Raw genomic sequence first — 21,827 nt, 5'->3', positions numbered from 1 at the left:
TTGCTCACCTCGCTGACTTATCACTACACTGGCCGCCGTTATCAAAAACAGAGGGCTATCCGTGTCGCGTTATATAAAAAAACCGTGGTTTTTACTGATATTACTCGCAGTTGCGGTGCTGGCCACAGTGTATAAATTGCGTTTTAGCAATGCGGATGCACTGTGGAAAATCGTCAGCCAGCAATGTGTTCCCCATATGGTCGCAGAACATAGCCCGCAGCCTTGTGTCGCGGCTGACATACCGGCTGGTTTTGTGGTGTATAAATCGAATGTTGGGCCATTGCAGTATTTGTTGATGCCGACCGCTAAAATCAGCGGCATGGAAAGCCCACAGTTGTTAACGAGCAGCAGCCCAAACTACTTCCTTGATGCCTGGCAAGCCCGTCACTTTATGGCCGATAAATATGGCGCACCAATTGATGATGCGGATATCTCACTGACCATTAATTCAAAATACGGGCGTAGTCAGGATCATTTACATATCCATATTTCTTGCCTGAAACCACAGGTAAAAGCGGCGCTGGCGGCGCAAGAAGCAAACTTCCGTCAGCAGTGGCAGCCCCTGCCAGGTGGTCTGTTAGGTCATGACTATCTGGTGCGGCGCACAACAGCCGCTGAATTGCAGCACTCAGGTGCATTCCGCCTGTTAGCCGATGAGGTGGCTGGAGCGAAAGATAGTATGGGCCGCTATGGTTTAGCCATGACCGCATTGCCTGATGGGGCATTTTTACTACTGGCAAGCCAGGCGAGCCTGACGAAACTGCACCGTGCATCCGTGGAAGAATTGCAGGATCACGACTGTAATTTGCTATCTCCACCGCCGCCGCCGCTGCTCTCTTCTCCGTAGAGTTAAAACGGCCGGGCAGTTAGTTACTCGCTCTCACCGCCCAGCCGCTACCCTGTTCAAATTGATTGATTTACCGGCTCCCATTAGCCTGGCGATAGATCTTTTATTGCTCTATTTCTTTTGCTTTATCTTTTGCAGGAAAGGGGTGCACTGGTTTTCATCAGCCTCACTGGGCGAAATCAGTGCCAGCAAGGCCGCAGCAGGTGTGAGTGCGACACCCAATACAGCAGCAACTGCACCACGGGCGATCAACGGCCCCGCTTTCACACCAGCATCAGGCTGTTTAAATGTTCCTTTCACATACAGCGGAGAGCGTAGGGTCAGAATACGCAGCCCTTTACTTTCTGGATTGACCGATAAGTCCAACCGCTCAGTAGCAAAGTTGATATTACCGGTAATGTTGATAATGGCATTCTCGGTATCAATAACAAACAGGCGCGGTGTTGCCAATCCATTGCGCAACTGCACATCGGCCACTGCGCAGTTAATTTTCACCTCATCATCACCAAACAGCTTCGCCACCAGATAGTTACCCACATTCAGCCCCAACAACTCCATCAGGCTACGGCTGATTAGCCCCTGATTCAGTAGCAAGCGCAGGTTACCATTACTGGTTGCCAGCAACGCAGCCACTGAGTTACCGGTAGCGGTAAATGATGCGTCGCCATTCAACTGCCCCAGACTGTTGCGCATCGCCTGTACCTGTGGCAATAGCTCTTTCAATTGCAGGCGACGGGCATGCAAATCAACCTTGCCGGTCATCGGATCTTTGTTGCCATTCAGCCGCAAAGTGGCATTAAGATTACCGCCCGCCATGCCAAAACGCAGTGGATCGAGTCGTAACTCACCCTGATTGAGTACCACGTGGGTAGACAGATTATTCAAAGGTAATGATTTATCCCGTTCGATACGCTTAGCCGCATACTTAACATCTGCATCCATCACTCCCCAACTTTTGGTATCAAACTTATCTGTCGGTAATACCTTGTTTGCAGGCTGCCGGTTTCGCTCACCACGATTGGCCTTTTCCTGATTGGAGTCAGCACCAATCAAGGGGGCTAAATCAGTAAAACGTAATTTTTCTGATGACATTTTGCCCGTTAATTTCGGCCGTGGCTGGCTGGCGGTATAGGTCAGGCTGCCGTGAATATCACTGTCACCGATTTTACCGTTAAAGTTTTCATAGCGATAAACTGCGCCACCAGTTTGCTTTAGGCTGGCAATTAAGCGGCCATCGGTATTGTAAGGCGGGGTCGCGGGCAGCAATACACCGATAAGGGGATAGAGGTTGTCCAGACTGGCACCGGAGAATTTCAATTGCAGATCTAATCCCGCCAGATTGCCAGGGTCGGTTAAGGTACCGGCTACCACCACACGGGTAGAGCCAGAACGCACATCAGCCTGCAACGGGAATGGTACGCTCGCATCACTCATCGACAGCATGCCGCCTATTTTTCCGCTGCCGGTGAGTGGCTGGCTCTGATACTTACCGTCAATTTTCCAGCCGAAAACATAATCTGGCGTATGGCTCTGCGCCTTATCCGTGACCTGTTTATCCTTTGTCTCATTACGAGTACCGGTCACCTCAGCAAACGGCAATGGCTTACCCAGTGGGTCGATCACGGCGTGCAAATCAGCTTTCAGAATGGCATCACTGAGGGTTATTTCACCGCGATCAAACACAATATCGTTAATATTCACTGACCAAGATGAAGAAGGTGCTTCACCCGGCGTAGGGCTATTGGCCAGATTGAAGGTCCAGTTATTCTTACCGTTAGCCAGACGAAGCAGCTTGGCATCCGGTTGTGTTAGCCAGATACGAGGGATCCACACTTTCTGTGCCAATAAAGCCAACGGCGCAATACTGGCATCAACCCGTTTTAACGTGACCATTTCCCCAGCCGGAAAATCTGTGGCTAGCGTGTTAGTTTTATTATCTGTTTTATCACTGACTAAATCTGACGGGTTACCCAACACCAAATCTTCAGCATGAATATGTGGCCATGGTATCCAGCCGCGCCAACCCGGCTCATCCCCTTTACGTGACCAATCCACCCCCAAGTTGCCACGGATAGCAAACGGCCGCTGCAACTCAGCAGAGACTTTTTCATTGATGGTTGGCTTCAAACGGTTCCAGTCAAAGGTCATCACGAAAATCACCGTCGCCGCCAGTAGCAGCACGATAAGTCCACCAACACCTGTCAGCACTTTTCCGGTTTTTGTCATAACAGCTCCATGCCCGTACTCATAATAGATAAAGCTAAATCCGACACCAGGCGCGTATTTAATGGACGTCAGTTCGCGGTAATTTAATCGAAAAATCAGCCATAAAAATAGCTAACTGATTAATAATGCGGATTCAGAAGACTACACTAACCATAGTCGATGATGGTTCAGAATCCATTATTTGGGCAGTTGAATCCGGTGATGCGCAGAGGCAACACGGCAGGGAAGTGCTTTTTCTCAGAGAAGGTTAACCACAAAACAACATAGGCAGCGTCTGTAATCTATCAAATGAAGTTGGCCGGGACAGATAATAACCCTGTGCGGCAGCGGCATCAGAGCGTTGCACCATGGCCCACTCCTGCGAGGTCTCAACCCCTTCAACTATAACCCCTTTGCAGTAGCGCCCCATTAAGGTGACCAAGGTGAAGAACAGTTGGTTTCCAACCTCACTTTCTTGCAACACAATAAATAAATCTCTGGCGACTTTGATGTACTCATAGCGCCAACTGATAAATGAAGTGAAATTCGCCAGCCCGCTGCCAAAATCATCCAACCAGAGTCGGTCAGCTTCAGCAATACGCGCAAAAGGAGTATCAAGGGAGGTATCAACGTGCTCGAGTAATTCAAAGCGAATATAGGGCATAGCATCGATTAGCAATTTGGCTTGCAGATCATCTTGCATCGCCATCAATGCCTGTCCATCAATGTTGATCGAAACCAGTACCGAGTGATGAACAAATATGGCGTGCCACTGCTTAATCATATTCAACTGCTCCAGTACCACATCCAAACGAGCGCGGATACTAATAGCACTGAAGTAATCCTCTGGATTTAAACGTGTATCCGGGGATGAAGGATGAAAAACAGCCGTGAGCAGTTCAATTGCCAGCAACGCACCAGATGTACGATAGATAGGTTGAAAAGTGTACCGACGCTGACATTGCCGCCAGAAGCTCTGTCCTTTATTTCGATCAATAGCGGCAAAGGATGGCGCAAGTAAACCTGATACTTTATTGGTCATCATCAGTTTAGTCGCCATGTTGCAAGACACCGTACAGTAATGGCAGTGTATATCGCTGCCAGCCTGATTGCATCCTGTGGTAAACGGTTTTCTTTCTGGAGATGTTATCGACTCGAGCGACCAGAACTTTATATAGCGGCATGACAGATTATCGCTCCCAAGCGGGCTGGCACGGTACATTAAAGCCATCTACAGTAGTTAACTCAATAATGCCATTAATGTTAATGGAGGTCTGTATGCCTTATGTAAATATTAAAATTACTCGCGAAGGAGCGACGGCGGAGCAGAAAAAACAGCTAATTGCCGGAGTCACCCAACTATTAGTCGATACCTTAGGTAAAAACCCCGCGACTACGGTCGTCGTGATTGATGAAGTGGACACTGATAACTGGGGTATTGGTGGTCAAAGCGTCACCGAACTGCGGAAATCATCATAATTCTGTTCTGAGTGGCGGGAAACTTGTCAGTTTCCCGACCTACATCATAAAAAATTTAAAACGTCGTTTTAATACTATTGACTCCGACCAAGCCAGCAGTGAGACTATAGTCAAAGTCATTGGCGTTGTAGCACGGCTGCAAACAACGCTACAACGTCAAGTTAGCCGGGGATAACCCAATATCATTCCCATCACTGACTCATCATTCAGAAATAGGCCGCTTTCCATGACCAGCAAAAATATTGCCGTTATCGGCGAATGCATGATTGAACTGTCACAAAAAGGTACCGATCTTAGCCGGGGTTTTGGCGGTGATACGCTGAACACTGCGGTGTATGTTGCCCGTCAGGTATCAAAGCAGGCTTTGAATGTACATTACGTGACCGCATTGGGGACTGATAACTTCAGTGAAGAGATGCTGGCTGCCTGGCAGCAAGAACAAATCCACACTGATCTTATTCAGCGTATGGATAATAAGTTGCCGGGTCTGTACTTCATCGAAACCGACAACACCGGTGAGCGAACCTTCTATTACTGGCGCAATGATGCCGCAGCCCGTTTCTGGTTGACCAGCCCGGCAGCCGATGAAATCTGCCAGCGGCTGGAAAAATTTGATTATCTGTACCTTAGTGGGATCAGTTTGGCCATTCTGGACAGCGCATCGCGCCAGCGTCTGCTGCAATTGCTGCGCGCCTGTCGTGCCAACGGCGGCAAAGTTATCTTTGATAACAACTACCGCCCACGCCTGTGGCAGAGCAAGCAAGAGACTCAGGAAGCCTACCGTGACATGTTAGCCTGTACGGATATCGCGTTCCTGACACTGGATGATGAAGATATGCTGTGGGGCGAGAAGCCACTGGAACAGGTGATTGCAAGCACTCAGGCTTTGGGCGTGAGCGAGATTATCATCAAGCGTGGTGCGGACTCGTGTATCGTCTGGGTAAAAGACGGTTTTGAAGCCCATCAATATGATGTTCCCGCGGTCAAACTGCCGAAAGAGAAAGTGGTGGATACCACTGCTGCGGGGGATTCCTTCAGTGCGGGCTATCTGGCGGTTCGCTTAACGGGCGGTAGCGCCCACGACGCAGCAGTACGTGGCCATTTAACAGCCAGCACGGTGATTCAATATCGTGGTGCTATCATTCCACTGGCAGCAATGCCAGCAGTTTGATACTCGCCAACAGGTTCAGGCGGCCGGTGACTGACGTCGCTACGGTCCGCCTCTGCTGCTTCATATCGTCATGAATTCATTTCATTAACGACAAGCCCGGCACATACCGCCCGGGCTTTTTTGATTACTGCGCAGTGGTCGGTGTTGGTGGTGCTGCTTCCGCTGCCGCTACTGTTGGCGTGGCATCCTCTGGCACCACCGTATGGGGTGTCATAATTGCGTTATACGCCGCCTGTAATGCCTTCACATTCACTTCTGGCTCGCCTTTCGGCTGCGTCAGAATCAACGTGGTATCTTGCGATAACTGCTGTTTCAATTCCTGATTAAGCTCAGCCAGCGTCAAACCCGACAAGAATGCCTGGCGCAACTTCTGGTACTGTTCCGGGGCGATATCCACTACGCCACTTTGCTGTGAACGCAAACGTTGGCTCATCAAAATGTCGGTATCAGTCCGGGCATAGGTTGCAAACAACTTACTTAGCTGATCATTTTTCTGCGCCATCAACGCATCAAACTCAGCCTGACTCAGGCCATTAGCGCGCAAGCTAGCCAGTTCACGGGCAACAAAACTCATCCCTGGCGTCAGGTTTTCAGCCGGCGTATTCAAGTGGATAGCACATTGCGCACGCTGATATTGCACCCGGCAATCAAAGCCCAGCTTCAGGTTCTTCTGATCACTTTTATCCAACACTTGCTGGATATGCCAGAACAGTGCCTCGCGCGCCAAATCACTGCGCCAGTAGCGGCTCAATGCGATGGAATCCTGAATAGGATGCCATGGGGTATCCCACATCAGCGATAGCGTATCTTGTGCCGCTTGTTCATTAATAAGGCTTACCGGCTCTGGCGGCAATGGCGCTAACATCGCAATCGGTGCAGGTGTCGCGCGTTTCCCTTTCAGCTCAGAGAACGCTTTACCAATTTGGGCGGCAATGCTGCGGCTATCCACGTTTCCGACCACGTACAACGTCATCGCATCCGGGGTGTACCACTGTTCATAAAACTGTTTTAGCTTTTCGACATCGACCGGCTTCGCCACAGGTTGACCCGGATCATGCCCAATCAAAGAAGAGCCTTTAAGCCGATAACGCCACCAAGGTTCCTGAATATTTTGCGGGAAAGTGGCAATAGGATCGGTGGCACCATTCAGTGCCGCATTAACGGTTTGTTCATTTACAGCCAGCTTGCCACTGGTATCAGATAACCAGGCCAGCGCTTCCTTCATCAGGTCGGGGCGGTTATTGGGCAAACTTAAGCTGTATAACGTGAAATCATAAGATGTAATGGCCGGTGGCAACGGGCGCTCGTTATCGACCCCTTGTTGCCACAGCGACTGAAGTTGGGCGGGAGTAAAACTCGCGCTACTCATTAATGCCAGGCGTGGTAGCAGATGGGCAAAGCCAACTTGCTGTGCGCTTTCAGATAATGAGCCAGTATTAACAACCAGACGTAACTCGATCCGATCGCTTGGGCGTTGCGGCGTAGCCAGCAACTGCCATGAGAACCCGTTTTCTAACTTCCCCTGCTGCCAAGCAGGATCGGGTTGTAGTGCTTCAGCCTGCACATTACTGCTGGCGGCAGCCAACAATAATCCACCAACTATGAGACGAATTCTGGTGCCCTGCATGTGAACCCCTACTTAATAAACTATCCAATTTTAAAACGATACAAATTTACACCAGCCAGTCGTGTTTTCACCCGAACAGCCCATGTTTAACTTGTCAGCGCCATCGATATGGCAGCCATAAAGACATGCATAAACCAATCCAGCTTTAATAACCCCAGTCCAGCCATCACAAACTGATCGCTCTGCCGTCATTATTAGGCGAAAAATCAACGGTCAACGCCACCGTGAAAACCGGAGGTGGCAGTGTACCATTCTGTTAGACCGCATGCTTTTGCCGATGTCACTCAACAGAGTAAAAAATAGTAGCTAAAGGGTATTTAACACCAGAAAATGGATCGCGGGGCATTATTTTCGCGATTATAGTGCAGAGGTGCTACCGGTGACAGCAAGCCACCGGTAGTGATTTGGTCGTACTAATCGACTGAATCTTGGTTATATCTTTCGCACTTGATGCTACGAAGAAGAAAGACCGTTTTTTATCTCACTGTTAGGTGGTGTTTTGTTTGATAACACCGCCTGCAACTGGTCGTTATCCAGTTGTTTACACCATTTGGCAACCACAATAGTTGCCACACCGTTACCTATCAGGTTAGTCAGGGCGCGAGCTTCGGACATAAAGCGATCGATACCCAGAATCAGCGCCAACCCGGCCAGTGGTAAATGCCCAACCGCAGAGATGGTCGCCGCCAACACAATAAAGCCACTGCCTGTCACACCGGCCGCACCTTTTGAGGAGAGCAGCAGTACTACCAGTAATGTGACCTGATGAATAACATCCATATGGGTGTTGGTCGCCTGCGCAATAAACACTGCCGCCATGGTCAGGTAGATAGAGGTGCCGTCCAGATTAAAGGAGTAACCGGTCGGGATAACCAATCCCACCACCGATTTCTTACACCCTGCTTTCTCCATCTTATCGAGCATGCGCGGGAGCACGGACTCAGAAGATGACGTCCCCAATACGATCAGCAGTTCTTCTCTTATATAGCGGATAAATTTGAAGATGTTAAAGCCATTGAATCTCGCAATTGACCCCAGCACCACCACCACAAACAGAATACAGGTCGCGTAGAAGCAAATAATCAACTGCCCCAGTTGCACCAAGCTGCCGACACCATACTTACCGATAGTAAAGGCCATCGCACCGAAAGCACCAATCGGCGCCAGGCGCATAATCATATTGATGATACCGAAGATAACGCGGGAGAAACTCTCGATAACATTAAAGATGAGCTGACCTTTTTCACCCAAACGGTGCAGGGCAAAACCGAACAGAACAGCAAACATCAATACTTGCAGAATATTACCGCTGGCAAACGCGCCCACCACACTGCCTGGGATGATATCCAGCAAGAATGGCACAATCCCTTGTTGCGAGGCTTGTTCGGCATAAAGTGCAACTGCTTTGGCATCCAAAGTTGCCGGGTCGATATTCATACCGGCACCGGGTTGCACCACGTTAACAATCACCAGCCCAATCAATAGTGCAATGGTGCTGACAATTTCAAAATAGAGCAGTGCAATCGCACCGGTACGGCCAACGGCCTTCATACTTTCCATGCCCGCAATACCGGTAACCACGGTACAGAAAATCACGGGTGCGATAATCATTTTAATTAGTTTAACAAATCCATCACCCAGAGGTTTCATCTGAGCGCCGAGGTCAGGGTAAAAGTGCCCTAACAATACGCCCAAGGTAATCGCCGTTAACACCTGAAAATAAAGACTTTTAAATATTGAAACTTTCATGACTATGTCCTTTTGGGTAAATACACGGCAGCCTGTCGCTTAACTCTTTGTGATGATTGAGTGACACTTCTTTTTTATCCGTGCTTGCGCGGAAAATAACACCCTCATAACAATATGGAAATTATTAGTTGCACTGGATTGCACCCTTAACACGAAATTAAGAACTGAAACGCTTCAAGCGAGAGCAACAACGGAAAAACAGACAGATCAACCAGACAATTAACCAAAATGATTAGTCCGCAGAAGGGGTAGAAATGAGATAAATAATCGGGATGGTGTGTCGGGGAAAAAGAAGGTTTTTGAACGACGTGAACAGCCGATGTATTGCAGCAATAGCCCCCTTTAAGGATGATTGGTCAAGGGGGCGAGTTAGCCATTTCCAGTAAGCTTATTTAATTGCCCGGGTGGGCGCGGTGGCAGCACTGTTAATGGCGACTTCGTTAATGGCACTCCACTTATTGATATCTGTGCCAAAAGTGTCCAGCTTGATATATTTGGCTGTCACCGGTGTAAAAGTCAGCTTCTCACCGCTTTTGTTCGCCGTAGAGGTTTCCAGCCCTTGCGCCAGCGGCTGCCAACTCTTCCCATCACTGGAATAGGCGATGGAAAACTTCAGCTTGCGTTCGGTGGGTTTAAATGGAACCACGAGAATATTTTCAATGGATTGCGCTTTATCCAATTCCAGTTGAATCCAGCTATCTCCCGATGCTGCCCAACGCGTTTTTACATCGCCGTCGGCAATATTCGCCGGAACATGGCCTTTCTCACTGTCATAACCCGATGCAGTGACAGCAACAATCTGCGCGGCATAACCCGATGCGCAGAACAACGAACCTAACACCAGAGTGGCTAAAACCTGTTTTTTCATCAACCTATCCTTTTTATCACGACACAGAAACCCGAGAGGAAAGCGCCGGGACAAGCAACCCTGGGAAGCCACTGCCCGGCACTTTACCAACAGCGGCCCCAGCACGGGCCGCTGTCGGGACTATTTACGGCCGTTCGGTTGCAGCTTCTCACCCACATTGAGCAAGAACAGTTCATTATCACGGGTTGAGATCCGGGCTGAACCGTCGTCCATTCGGTAAGCACCTTCAGTAAAACCAGCACCATTCAGGAAAGGGGCTACTGCCTGTGGTTTATTGCGTAGTGAAGCCTCTAGCGCCAATAAAGCGTAAGGCTCAATGGCATCTATATCTGCATATTGACGATCCGGTGAAGCCATAAAGAAACCATCGATATAGCGGGTTTTAACGATGTTATCGCCGATTTTCTCTGCTAATAACCGATACTCCGCCACCTGACTGGCATGGTAGAGATCCAACAAAGCAAACAATGCGTAAGGATCGCTGTTGGTGGTATCCAACTTGATCTTCACCTCTTTACCCGGTGCTGTGCCGAGATCACCCAGCCCCTGATCGTTTGCAATACCGCGAGCCACTTTCCACAACAGTGGATCATTATCAATGGCATAAGCACGGGCATATGAAATCAGGAATTCGTTGCCCGCTTTGTACGGCTTGAGTACGGTGCCTTTTTTGCCGTAATAGCCATCACGCGGCAGTGTATAATTGGATAAGTCCTGCCCATCAGCAATCATTGGGCGGAAGGTGTTGTCCTTATCGTTATAAGCATATTGCGCGAATGCTTTTAGGCCATCCACGGTCCATTTCAATAAATCCTGCCCTTGATTGCCCAGATCTTTACCCAGTTGCAGTTGCATCAGCGCATTTTCAGAATAAAGCGTGCTGGTGCGCCCTTTGAGCATCATGTTGCCTTCCAATGCTGCCGGGCCAAACTCTGGGCCAAACTGACGCTGGGCGCGGTCACCGAACTTGGAGTGGGTATCTGCGTCATCTGTTGGCTCTTCCCGTTTAAGAGCTTGGGTAAACTGATAAACACCAAGACCGGTTTTCGCATCACGTGGCAATACATACTGCGAGGCCAAACGCTTAGCCCACACTAATGCCTCTGGCTCCTGCTGATGTTTATAAAGCAGAGAGGCGGAATAAATCAGATCATTACCTGCATTGAGGAAGCTAAGCCCTTTGGTTGCAAAGAAGGGGGCCTGTTGCTCGAATTTACTTTCCCATAATTTCCCCATTGGTTTGCCATATTCGCCGTGGCGGCTGGTTTCGAGAATACGCCAGTCATAAACATGGGCGTTCCAGAAACCACGAATGAACCGGGCAGTGGCATCACTATCAACACTGAACATCAGGTCATAGTAGGGATAGGCATTTTTCAGTTCATGCACCATCTCTTTTTCACTCGGCCCTTCTGGTTGCAGCGTTTTCAAATCGACAAAGCGATGGCCGCCCCAATAGAGTAAGCCGCTCGGGTCCTGATAATTTTGGAAATGATAACGAACGATATCTTCAGCGCGTTTTTGGTAACGGGCGTCCTGAGTAAGCTGGCTCAGGACGCTCATGACACGCATCAGATTTTGTTGTGCTGAGAAGTTTGATAACACAGCCCGACGGCCATCGGGGAATATCCATTCCATTTGTTGGCCAGTACGGGGGTCAACACCATCCGCCAATAACGGGCTGGGCTTATCGCCGTGGTAAGTATCTGAAGCTTTGCTTAACACGTTATCGACATACTGTTTCACGACAGTGAGACGATCGGTATCCGCTGCCTGTCCGGCGGGTATATACAGCGTTGCCAGCGCTGCCATACTCAAGAATAACGCTCTTTTTTTCATTACTTGCTACCTGTCAAAAATCGTTATGTGAGGTGTGACCCCCTGAGGTCAGAATCTGATTATTTGAATAATGGATCAGAAGCTGTATTTCACCCCAACGCGATAACGGGTTTGACGTTCGTTGGTATTTTTGCTGCCAGCAACGTTACCCACTGCCATATAAGGAGACCAGTTTTTATCCCACTTGTAAGTCAATTTAAAATCATGGCTCCAATCGTAGTTCTCGTTATTTGCCAGTATAACCCCAGCTTTATTGGCTTGTTTGTAGTCCAGCTCATAGTCTAATTGGTAATCTTTAAAGAATTTATAGCTAACCACGCTCGTCAGATTATAGCCATTTTCAGATGTATCTTTTGGCGTATTAATATTGGCGCTGGTGCGTTTGTAATAAGGACGATAACGGAAGGAAACAGAGAGGTCGTCAACGATATTAGCCTTACCACGCAGGTAAGGACGATAACTATTGGCTGTGGAGCTTGAATCTAATGAGAAACCTGGTTCAATAGAAAATGTATTATCAATTTTGTATACATAGCTGGCAACGACTTCAGTACCATTGCTGACTGTTTCATTAAATGCTTTATCTTTGTCCTGAGCTCCTTTCCACTTGCCTTCCAGTGACAAACCGAAGCCATTTGCAAAACGATGTGACATTAATAAACGATCTTTGTGGGTGTTACCACTTTGATCTTGCATTTCATGACGATAGTCAATAGTTACCGCCATTGCGCTAGTGCTGATAAGTGATGCCATTGCCAGAGATAGTAATTTAAATTTCATTCCAATTTCCCTTATTTTAATAAATATAAGTATTATTATGATAAATACAAAAGACATTTATGAAACATAATTCTATTTATTTTGATATTAAGTTCCGAGATCCATGACCGATAGTTTGAAATTAATAAAACCAATATCCATTTATGTGACATGGTTCAAAGTAAATAGTTTTAACCAATGTCTCTCGTCTGTAATAATTCTGCTGTAACGTAGGCATAGCAAGGGATTGTCGCTATTTTAAAGAGGATAATGTGAGGGATAAATAGTCTTGACGTGGTAGGCAATAATATTGTAGGTACAAGCGAATATAAGGCAAATACATCCTAGTCCAATATTTTCATATGGGTATTATTGATAGTTTTAATCACTTTTACACTACAGATGATATTTGCTATTTTCTTGTGGGCAAAGGATTAGTGGATATACACGCCGAACCAAGGTGTGACGGATATTTCTTATTAAAAATTAAGGTTAATTAATATAAGAAAAGATAATATCTTGATATTTCCTGCATAGATGAAAGTTCTGATATCTAGCCATATTGCAGTGATTACACCAGCACAATCTGTAGACCAAGAGGAGCAGCCAGCGAATGGCCAATACCACCGGTTACCTCAACCCGTTTTTTGGTAAGCACCAAACCAACGTTGCAACGGTGCCGCTTTATCTTCAGCGGCACCTCGCCTCCCATAAAGGCCATGTTATTAATTTAATTAAATTTGATACAACAATTTAGTTAATAGTAATTGATCAAGAATACGGCTTTACCATTCGCTTTACCTGGCATGGGGTTCGCTTCTGTTTGAATATAGCGAGCCACCAGTGGAACGCGTATCGTAGAACTGCCATCTTTTGGCAGCGTTAACGTTTGTTCTGCGGCAAAGTTAAAGAGTGTTGGCGTCTGGTTGCTCACACCCCAACCGATTTGTATGCCTACACCCGATGCGGCTCCTGATACTGTTGAATCGATAGCCATCACTCCACTTGTCGAATCAATAACATTGCTAGTGGGTGTTAATCGCACACCAATACTGTTACTGGTTGACGTTGCTACAGCACCCGTGCCGGTGCTGTAATCAAACATCAGCGTGCTATTGTTCGCATTATAGAAGCCATAAAAAGTAGGACAATTTGTCAATATAATCGAGGCATCTATCCACGGCGTCGTAGCACCAATAGCCGTAAAGTATTGCCGCTTCTCATAACTCCCCATGTTCACATTCACATTCGGTGTCGTGCAAGTCTGGGCAGAGACCGTTAACTGCCCCTGAAACTTGATCACATTAGCTTTGACCGGAAGCCCTGTTGTTGCAGAGTGAGTCAGTGGGTTAACAATAGAGATACTGGCAGACGGCAGTGTTGACGCATCAAGACTATAATTTCCAGGTGTAATCGTGCCGATTTTGATCAATGAGACATAGACGGTTCTGCCATTCAGGAAAGGTTCATAAGACCCACCCGCTACCGGACTTTGTACATCGGCAGGGAATTGATAGTTAGCCTGGCCCAAAATAGCTGCATCAGCGTTGTTGTTCCGGGATATGGCAATCCCGACACCCGGAATATTGGTCTGATATACCGCACCGCTAAAGGGGCTACCCGTCCAATTAGCCAGTGGCAAAGGGGCTTGCTCAATCCCCCATGCAATATTGAGCCACATAGTGGTATCTACTGGGGATGTGCATTTCATCACGCTAAGGCCAGTGGATCCACTATTCCAGCGCCCCTGATAAATCACCGTTCCGACTGGAATATCTGCACCGGCTGAAATCGCCGGAGGAGTGAGTTGCACCGTATCCGTGCGGGGGGCCCCATTCAGCGGCGCACAAACCACCTCAGCCCAAACGCTATGGCTGGTCATCATGAGTAAAACAAGCCCGGCGATACTTTGTATTATTTTTTTCATTCGTTCACCTTTGGCACAACTACGCATTACGTTCACTATTTTGGCGGTCATCGACAGAACACAAAATTGATTTAAATATACTTTACGCACAGGTTATTCCCCCTTTAGTTCTGTATGCCGTTCTTCTCAGTTTGTGATGGCTCGATGCTCACTGACTTGTCCTTGGGGCACACAGGTCGAGGTAAACCGCATCATCGCGCTGGCTTTACCGTTGGCTAATTGCGGCGGCAGAATATAGTTCAGGTAACATTGCTGGCCGGTACCTTCACCCCAACTGACTTGCAAACGGCCACGCTCCTCGCTCACCCGCGCATAAATCTGACCACCCTGACCGACAGAACCCACTACCTGACCTTTGGTGTCTAACACTTGCGACCCAAACGGCACCGGCTCGCCATCTGACTGGGTGGCATTGACCAATATCGGATAGCCCTTGGTACTTTTATATTTCACCATCACCACCGCACCGGCATTCGGCGCCACTTTCTGACTGGTGGATTCCAGCTCCACGTCATAAGAGGTCCCCTTCGGATCGATGGTTATCTCATTCATCTGATAGGCACTCAGATACGGCACCACGGCATAACCCCGGGAGTCAATTTTCACGCCGGAGTAACCGGACACTTCGGCCCCTTCAGCGCCCTTCGCTTCCACCACCGCAAAGGTCTCACTGCTGTACGGCGTTAATGTCACGCCACCGGGGTGGGCAATCATGCTGCCTGAAATGCCGACCGAGCCACTCTGATAGTCGCGACCACCACCGTAAGACGCCATACTGGTGGCTTTAGAACCGCGGTACTGACCATTGACACTGCCACTGGCCCCCGACCCGCCGTTGCTGTTCATGGCGGTTGCCCCATAACTGAACTGGCTTTGCTCGCCAGCACTGCCTGAAACCGATGCCTGTTCGCCCCAGTTGCCCTGACCATTGCGGTTCATTTCCAGTCGCATTTGCGGCACGTTCTGCTGGTCATTACGCCCCAACGGGAAACTCATACTGACCAGATAAGTATTTTGCATCTCGCCAAACCCGGAGCGGCTGCGGTTCACGCTGACGCCGTAGGTCATGCTTTTATAGTTGTTGCTGTAACCCACCTGATACTGCTGGTCACTGCCACCTTTATTCCAGTAATCCTGCAAAGAACCACTGATATACATCTGGCCCCAGCCGTCCGGTAACCCCTGATTGGCGGTCACGGTTAAGCGGTTTTTTGCCCGGTAGATACTGTTGGCGTCATAGCCCTGACGTTCGGCATCAAGGGTTTGCATCGCCGTGGCGAAATCGAGATAGCCCTGAGTCGAAAAGCGGTGCGCCGCCACACTCAGGTTACTGTTGGTTTCAGCAATCACCTTGCTGTAACTGACCTGATAGCTCTGGCCACTTTCATTGCCGTTACGCAGGCGGGTATTGGCCTGGGTCACGTCGACCGCCACCGCCCCAATCGGGGTACTGAACGCAGTCCCGACCTGCACGGCATAGTAGTCTTCACTGGCCTGCGCCCCGGTATAACCGGTAATGCTGTTGTTCAGACCACGCTGATAGGTTCCCTGATAAAGACCCGGGGTAAAGGAGAGCGAATCATTGCGCACTTTACCCACCGTCAGGCTGTAGCGCTGCGAACCGGGGCGCAGCAATTGCGCCACTGCCGCAAACGGCACCTGGAAATTCTGTGTGCTGCCGTCGGCTTCACGCACCGTGACATCCAGATTGCCGCCGTAACCGGTCGGATAGAGGTCATCAATGATAAATTCGCCCGGTGAAACCGTGGTTTCATACAACACCTGACCACTCTGGCGCACGGTCACCAGCGCATTGGTGCGGGCAATCCCGCGCACTTCCGGCGCATAGCCACGCAGGGACTCTGGCAACATGCGGTCATCGGTGCTGAATTGTGCTCCAGTGAAAGGCACGGTATCGAATAACTGCCCGGTGGTATTGGATTGTCCCAGCAACACCCGGCCCAGCGCAGCCGGGACATCCCGCTGCACATAACTGTTAATACTGGTGTATTTGCTGTCACCGTCTTCTTGCCAGTTATACGAGCCGTTATGACGGAAATACCATGAGCCGAGGTTTACCCCGGTGTTAATCCCGGCAAAAGCCGAGTTAAATGTCTGTCCGTTGGCGGAGGAGCTGTAGCCATTGAGTGAATAGCCCAACATCCCTGACGTCACGCCGCTGTCCCACAACGCGGGGTTGACGGTGCCACGGGCGGTACGGAGTAACAATGCCTGGGGAATAGCGATATCCAGCCGTTGTTCGCCGCTGTCAAAAGCCACCTGGGCATCGGGGATCAGCGACGCCAGATCAACACAGCCGTCCTCTTCTTTCAGCGGGGCCAGTGATTCAGGCGGCAATACTTCTGTCTTGAGATTAAGACTGGCAATGACCGACGAGGATAAGCAGGCATGGACACTTTTATCGTCGCGGGCCTTAAATTCCACATTCTCATTGCCAATCAGGGTATTGTTTAAATAAATGTCAGCCCGGTAAGTGCCGGGTAACACGCTGCCCCCTTTCGAGAAGCGGCTTAAATCAATGCCGGAACCACCGTGTTCGGTATTTAAGTAAATACTGTCAAACTCCACCGCCTGAGGTTTATTAGGCTCAAGTGATACAGTACTCTCTGTTTTTCCAATGCTATCAACAGCAAAAACAGTTGGTGACAAAAAAACGGTAATAACCGCCGCCGCAACGGGTGTTAAACCAACATTGCGGGTACGCCGTTCTGCTGAAAAAGGCATTGCAGGGTGTTTCATTATTCAATTATTCCGTAGTGTACAGACGTATTCCGCCCCCACGAGATAACCAGCGGACGCTGTGTATAACTGCTGTATATAAATTAAATTAAGGTTTAATGGGCTGACTCAGTTTATTGAGTGCGCCATAATCATTAACAAATTCAAAATCAACGTTATTGCCGGCGGTATTTCCCGGTAACGAAAAGGTCAGCGAATTATTAGGGCTAATCATTTGGCCTTCAACTGGCGCTGTTTTACTGCCCGTTATCCCCACCGTGACCAAAGAAACATGAAACGGTGTCGGATTGGTGGCTTTAAGTCCGCCAGGGACTTTGGTCCAGACTAAAGATTGTGCAGCATCATTCGCATTACCCACTAACCCTGCGGGACGGAAAAACAATTTAATACGGGAGCGGTACGCCATCTGCAAATAATTCTGACTGCTACCCGAATCCACTTTCGCGGGAATTTCCAATACGTTCAACCAAAACACCGATTCTTTATCTGTGGGTAAAGAGGCTCCGGTATAACTGATGCGTAATGTCTGGCTTTTATTTGGTTCGACGCGATTGATTGGAGGCGTAAGCACAAAAGGCACTTTCAAGGTTTCCGGGCGGGCATTCACATCCCCATTGTCAATCCAGCTTTGTAATACCACCGGGCCGGTGCCGGTGTTATTAACCTTTACCGTCACTTCTTTTTGTTTTTCCGGATAAATTACCCGGGTGCCGGTAATAACCACACTGGCCTGAACAGAGCGTCCGACAAATAGAATCAAGAACAAGGCTGAAAATACTGTTAATAAAAGACGGTTAGTGCTGTTCATAACAACCTCGACACTTATTGAATGTGTGCATGCTTTAATTTTAGTTATTATCGTCAAAAAGGGCAGATATCTGCTGCCCTTTAAAATTTATATGTTACTCGTTAATACTTATTTGTATTGAATAGAGTAAACCACGTTGCTGATAACTGTACCGGCAGTGGTTGCGCCATCAGCATAATATTGAACCGCATACGGCAGTGAAGCAGAACCCGTAGAAGCATCAATATAAGTCGTGCTGGTCGTCTGGTTGCTGTTACCGGCTTTAATTGGCGTCATGGCGTTAGACGCGTCCAGCAGTTCCAGGCTAACCTGACCGGCAGTACCGCTTACATTTTTCAGGTGACCGGTAACCACATCGACACTTGGGCCTGCTTCAAAGAAAGCAGAAACTGTTTTCAGGGTGCCAGCACAGTCGCTCAGCGCCATGTTAAAGCCTGTGCTACCAGCAACCTGGTTAGCAGAAGTCAACTGGTTGGTACCGACAGTTGGCAGTACCACTGTTGCGTCTGCACCCTGGCCGTCGACGGATACGTCACAAGTAGACGCTGTCAGTTCACCGTTAAAGGTGATGGTACCGGTAGAAGCGGCTTGAGCAGCGTTAACACCCGCGAATGCAGCAACGATTGAGGCAATAATAGCTAACTTTTTCATTTATATTTCCAATTAATAATAGATGTATGAGTTAAATAACTCAGTACTGTTGTGTTAATTTGGTGGTGGTTATTCCACAAGAATCCATTAGATATTTATTTATCGCTGCTGGGCAATAAGACCAGTAATGAGTTTTTTCAACCATCCAATAAATGTCGAAGCTCAATATATATACTAGGTAGCGAAAACGATATTTTAAATATCTTTTAAGAGCGGGAGTAAAGCGGGTTTCTAATATTCACAATGTCCGTGCTGTATATTAAGCGACTTAGAAACCTGAAACATCCTTGTCGCTGTGCTCACTTGCTATGGATTAAAGTATACGCGATCGATTCATCTAGTAAACACCGATATTGCAGATCAATGGTCTGAAAGCAATATTGGTTTGCAGTATATTATACCGAATACTGTCTTTTCCGAAGATTTTTAGATCGTCTACATATAGAAAAGTAATCGTTGATGTGGATTAAGATCATTTTAGCAGATTATTATGTTTTTATTTTAAAGAATAAAATAATCCATTTCCATTTTGGGGGGTAAACAATCCCAAACACCCCGTATTTTAGCCTACAGATAAAAAATAAAATTCCTACAACGGCGTGGGAATTTTATTTTTTATTTGCCTGTGTTAGTACATTTATCCTACATTCATTTAACTTAATTCTCGATAAATACAAACTAACATCATGCTTTTTTTTATAAAAATACAAGGCTCATTTTTTGGTAATTTGCACATAGCCAGTAGTGATCAACTTACCGCTGGCTTCAACGCAATACCCCTGAAATGGAATAACGGCCAGGCAGCCAGCAAACGGCAAATTGGTCGGGAATCTATTTGGACAGCATTTATGCTAGCCCGTAGGATGAGTTGACTCAATTCAGTGATTCGGGTGACAAATCTGCCGGGAGCAGATTTGAACGCTGCTTGCAGCGGCCTCAACGAGGCGAGGCCCAAGGATGGGCCGAGTATACGAGTGCAGCTAACAACGCTGCGGCGTCAAGGACGAAGGATGTAGCGCGCCTCAAACACCTCTCGCGGTAACGGCTCCGAAAACAAAAAACCCTGCCCGCAGTAAATGCCGTGGTTTAGCAACCATTGACGTTGCTCATCGGTCTCGACACCTTCGGCCATCACTCGCAGCTTTAATACTTCTGAGATAGTGGCGATTATTCGCGCCATTACATCATCTTCTGGCAGGTGCTCCACAAAGCATTTATCGAGCTTAATCATGCTGATTGGTAGGCCTTTCAGATGATTGAGATATTGAAGACTTGAATATCCCATACCAAAATCATCCAAAGCGATCGACAAACCTAGCCCTTGTAATTCGCGCAGTAGCCCGAGAGCTTCATCCAGATTCTGAATACGGGCGGTTTCGGTTATTTCCAGTAATAATTGGCGCGGGTCGATTTGATACTGATCGATGATGGTTTTCAGATGCGGTAAAAACTGATCACTCTGCACCTGCAAACCCGAAATATTTACTGCCAAAGATAGGGTAATCCCTTGTGCTTTCCAGTCAGCCAGAATGCGGCATGCCTCTTCCAGTACCCAGTTACCTAGTGGCATCATCACGCCCCCCTCTTCCGCTCCGGGGACAAACTCTGAAGGGGAACGATAACTGCCATCCGGTTGGGGCCAGCGTAACAACGCTTCTGCACCGATAACCCGCTGATCTTGCATATTCCATTGGGGTTGTAAAAACAGCCTGAAGTCGTGATTTTCAATTGCCTGTAAAATGTCATGCTCCTGAGTCAGTCGCTTTTGCGTTTTCTCAGTCAAATGCGGCTCAAACACGATAATCTGGTTTCGCCCCTGATGGTGAGCGGCCATCATCGCAGTGCTGGCATTGCCCATCAGAGACTCGGCTGTTTCATCTTGGTATTGGTAATCAGTAATCCCAATACTGGCGCTGGGCCGCAGTTGCATATTGCCAAAGACTAAGGGTTGAGTAATTTGCAGCATAATCCGCCGCGCCAACTGCATCGCCGGGAACGGGCGGCTGATCCCTCTGGCAAGTACTGCAAACTCAGTTTTACTCAGTTGCGCCAGCAAGCTGTTTTCATCAATGCATTGTTCAAGTTGCTGTGCCATAGTCAGCAAGAGCTGCCGGTGCTGCTCTTCACTCATTACGCCGGACACTTCTTGCAATGTTTCAATGCCAATGACTAACAGGTGGAATTTCTCAGCATGCATGCCAGCTGCAATTTCCTGCTCAAGTAGAGCCATAAACAACGGGCGGTTGGGGAGTTCAGTCACCGGGAAACGGGTATTTATACGGGTCATATCCGTATAAGCTTCGGCTAATAGTTGCTGGTTACGGTTGTAATTGTGTACCAGTACGCCTAATTCATCATCCTGATGGTGGGCAGGTAAGGACAGTTGGTGGTTAAGCACACCTTGCTGACCAATCTTTTCCAGCTCTTTGGCCATCGCCCGCAATGGATGAATAATCAGGCGATTAATACACCAGGCGATAGAGACCGAAAGTACCAATGCCAGTAACAAATAGGTCGATAGCATGGCCGACAATGCACTGAGAATGAACTGATACATACGAAATGAGTCGGCTCGCAACACTAAATGTGCCAGTGGCTGCGGATTTGCGGATACCCGCTCCAGTGCATACAGCGGTATTGTTATCTGTACTGGCAGGGAAAAAATACGCTTAGCCCAGCGTGGAACAGGCCGTTCTGTGGGGAAGTTAGCATGTAATACCTGAATCTGATTCGGTAATATCACTTCAGCGCGGCTGAGAATACCAATCGGTAACAAGCTATTGAGGATTTTTTTGGCTTGTGGGACATCGACACTTAGTATGGCTTCTGACAACGGTTGGCGAACCGAATATGCAATGCTCTCCAACTGCTTGGCGTAGTCATCTTTGCGCTGCTGCACAAAGTGGAACAACTGAAGGACGATAAAAATACAGATGGTCACCAGTGCCACAACTGCCACTGCCGCCATTTGTTTAATCGTTAATGAACGCCTTACCTGCAAACTCGCTCTCCGCCAATGCCAACTGAATAATATAAGAGGGTGCCATGGTGATATGGCGACTCGTCGATGCTGTCTGAGTATACCCTTCTTGCTTGAAGTTGCAGCGATGTTAGCGGCTCTCCACTCACGAAGCACT

Annotated in this window: 16 protein-coding genes; 3 read left to right on the top strand and 13 right to left on the bottom strand. The window is 48.2% G+C overall.

Annotation, left to right across the window (positions count from 1 at the left end; translation table 11 throughout):
• The first annotated feature begins 61 nt into the window (after positions 1-61).
• A complete protein-coding gene (locus Q2T72_RS00595; RefSeq protein ID WP_372568469.1) occupies positions 62-847 on the top strand; it encodes a CDP-diacylglycerol diphosphatase in 786 nt (261 codons plus the stop codon).
• 111 nt (positions 848-958) lie between these two features.
• Here Q2T72_RS00595 and Q2T72_RS00590 read toward each other — a convergent pair whose 3' ends face one another.
• Complete coding sequence (locus Q2T72_RS00590) at positions 959-3,073, bottom strand: AsmA family protein (RefSeq protein WP_372568468.1); 2,115 nt, start codon at positions 3,071-3,073, stop codon at positions 959-961.
• A gap of 247 nt (positions 3,074-3,320) precedes the next feature.
• Positions 3,321-4,112: a cyclic-guanylate-specific phosphodiesterase gene (gene pdeH, locus Q2T72_RS00585; RefSeq protein ID WP_193784750.1), complete on the bottom strand. Its 792-nt coding sequence runs from the start codon at positions 4,110-4,112 to the stop codon at positions 3,321-3,323.
• A 218-nt stretch (positions 4,113-4,330) separates the two neighbouring features.
• Between pdeH and Q2T72_RS00580 the strand changes: the two genes are divergently transcribed.
• Positions 4,331-4,531 carry a 2-hydroxymuconate tautomerase family protein gene (locus Q2T72_RS00580; RefSeq protein WP_050086806.1) on the top strand — a complete coding sequence of 67 codons (201 nt, stop codon included), beginning with the start codon at positions 4,331-4,333 and terminating at the stop codon, positions 4,529-4,531.
• A 226-nt stretch (positions 4,532-4,757) separates the two neighbouring features.
• Positions 4,758-5,702, top strand: coding sequence for a sugar kinase (locus Q2T72_RS00575; protein WP_083161358.1), 945 nt, complete (start codon positions 4,758-4,760; stop codon positions 5,700-5,702).
• 124 nt (positions 5,703-5,826) lie between these two features.
• Here Q2T72_RS00575 and Q2T72_RS00570 read toward each other — a convergent pair whose 3' ends face one another.
• From Q2T72_RS00570 to hmsP, 11 genes are all read right to left on the bottom strand, one after another.
• The gene (locus tag Q2T72_RS00570; protein ID WP_083161360.1) at positions 5,827-7,329 is read right to left on the bottom strand and encodes a pitrilysin family protein; all 1,503 of its coding nucleotides are present in this window, start codon (positions 7,327-7,329) and stop codon (positions 5,827-5,829) included.
• 453 nt (positions 7,330-7,782) lie between these two features.
• Positions 7,783-9,078 carry a dicarboxylate/amino acid:cation symporter gene (locus Q2T72_RS00565; RefSeq protein WP_372560264.1) on the bottom strand — a complete coding sequence of 432 codons (1,296 nt, stop codon included), beginning with the start codon at positions 9,076-9,078 and terminating at the stop codon, positions 7,783-7,785.
• Between the two features lie 388 nt (positions 9,079-9,466).
• Complete coding sequence (locus tag Q2T72_RS00560; RefSeq protein WP_372568467.1) at positions 9,467-9,946, bottom strand: discoidin domain-containing protein; 480 nt, start codon at positions 9,944-9,946, stop codon at positions 9,467-9,469.
• Between the two features lie 120 nt (positions 9,947-10,066).
• Positions 10,067-11,785, bottom strand: coding sequence for a pectate lyase (locus Q2T72_RS00555; RefSeq protein WP_372568466.1), 1,719 nt, complete (start codon positions 11,783-11,785; stop codon positions 10,067-10,069).
• Between the two features lie 75 nt (positions 11,786-11,860).
• A complete protein-coding gene (locus tag Q2T72_RS00550; protein WP_083161368.1) occupies positions 11,861-12,565 on the bottom strand; it encodes an oligogalacturonate-specific porin KdgM family protein in 705 nt (234 codons plus the stop codon).
• Positions 12,566-13,115: 550 nt separating this feature from the next.
• The gene (locus Q2T72_RS00545; protein ID WP_372568465.1) at positions 13,116-13,244 is read right to left on the bottom strand and encodes a hypothetical protein; all 129 of its coding nucleotides are present in this window, start codon (positions 13,242-13,244) and stop codon (positions 13,116-13,118) included.
• Between the two features lie 57 nt (positions 13,245-13,301).
• Positions 13,302-14,471, bottom strand: a complete 1,170-nt coding sequence (locus Q2T72_RS00540) for a fimbrial protein (RefSeq protein ID WP_083161370.1) — start codon at positions 14,469-14,471, stop codon at positions 13,302-13,304.
• Positions 14,472-14,597: 126 nt separating this feature from the next.
• Entirely contained in the window at positions 14,598-17,231 is a 2,634-nt protein-coding gene (locus tag Q2T72_RS00535) for a fimbria/pilus outer membrane usher protein (RefSeq protein ID WP_372568464.1), read from the bottom strand.
• 88 nt (positions 17,232-17,319) lie between these two features.
• Complete coding sequence (locus Q2T72_RS00530; protein WP_372568463.1) at positions 17,320-18,039, bottom strand: molecular chaperone; 720 nt, start codon at positions 18,037-18,039, stop codon at positions 17,320-17,322.
• 108 nt (positions 18,040-18,147) lie between these two features.
• Entirely contained in the window at positions 18,148-18,690 is a 543-nt protein-coding gene (locus tag Q2T72_RS00525; RefSeq protein WP_083161376.1) for a fimbrial protein, read from the bottom strand.
• A gap of 997 nt (positions 18,691-19,687) precedes the next feature.
• A complete protein-coding gene (gene hmsP / locus Q2T72_RS00520; protein WP_227746572.1) occupies positions 19,688-21,691 on the bottom strand; it encodes a biofilm formation regulator HmsP in 2,004 nt (667 codons plus the stop codon).
• Positions 21,692-21,827: the final 136 nt, after the last annotated feature.

The sequence above is a fragment of the Yersinia sp. 2466 StPb PI genome (genome assembly GCF_041538325.1).
Taxonomy (GTDB): domain Bacteria; phylum Pseudomonadota; class Gammaproteobacteria; order Enterobacterales; family Enterobacteriaceae; genus Yersinia; species Yersinia enterocolitica_E.
This window is presented reverse-complemented; position numbering and strand designations above follow the sequence as displayed.

Excerpts from the sequence above, each read along its gene's own strand:
- Q2T72_RS00590 (WP_372568468.1), bottom strand. The coding sequence starts at position 3,073 with ATGACAAAAACCGGAAAAGTGCTGACAGGTGTTGGTGGACTTATCGTG.
- pdeH (WP_193784750.1), bottom strand. The coding sequence starts at position 4,112 with ATGGCGACTAAACTGATGATGACCAATAAAGTATCAGGTTTACTTGCG.
- Q2T72_RS00580 (WP_050086806.1), top strand. The coding sequence starts at position 4,331 with ATGCCTTATGTAAATATTAAAATTACTCGCGAAGGAGCGACGGCGGAG.
- Q2T72_RS00575 (WP_083161358.1), top strand. The coding sequence starts at position 4,758 with ATGACCAGCAAAAATATTGCCGTTATCGGCGAATGCATGATTGAACTG.
- Q2T72_RS00570 (WP_083161360.1), bottom strand. The coding sequence starts at position 7,329 with ATGCAGGGCACCAGAATTCGTCTCATAGTTGGTGGATTATTGTTGGCT.
- Q2T72_RS00565 (WP_372560264.1), bottom strand. The coding sequence starts at position 9,078 with ATGAAAGTTTCAATATTTAAAAGTCTTTATTTTCAGGTGTTAACGGCG.
- Q2T72_RS00560 (WP_372568467.1), bottom strand. The coding sequence starts at position 9,946 with ATGAAAAAACAGGTTTTAGCCACTCTGGTGTTAGGTTCGTTGTTCTGC.
- Q2T72_RS00555 (WP_372568466.1), bottom strand. The coding sequence starts at position 11,785 with ATGAAAAAAAGAGCGTTATTCTTGAGTATGGCAGCGCTGGCAACGCTG.
- Q2T72_RS00550 (WP_083161368.1), bottom strand. The coding sequence starts at position 12,565 with ATGAAATTTAAATTACTATCTCTGGCAATGGCATCACTTATCAGCACT.
- Q2T72_RS00540 (WP_083161370.1), bottom strand. The coding sequence starts at position 14,471 with ATGAAAAAAATAATACAAAGTATCGCCGGGCTTGTTTTACTCATGATG.
- Q2T72_RS00535 (WP_372568464.1), bottom strand. The coding sequence starts at position 17,231 with ATGAAACACCCTGCAATGCCTTTTTCAGCAGAACGGCGTACCCGCAAT.
- Q2T72_RS00530 (WP_372568463.1), bottom strand. The coding sequence starts at position 18,039 with ATGAACAGCACTAACCGTCTTTTATTAACAGTATTTTCAGCCTTGTTC.
- Q2T72_RS00525 (WP_083161376.1), bottom strand. The coding sequence starts at position 18,690 with ATGAAAAAGTTAGCTATTATTGCCTCAATCGTTGCTGCATTCGCGGGT.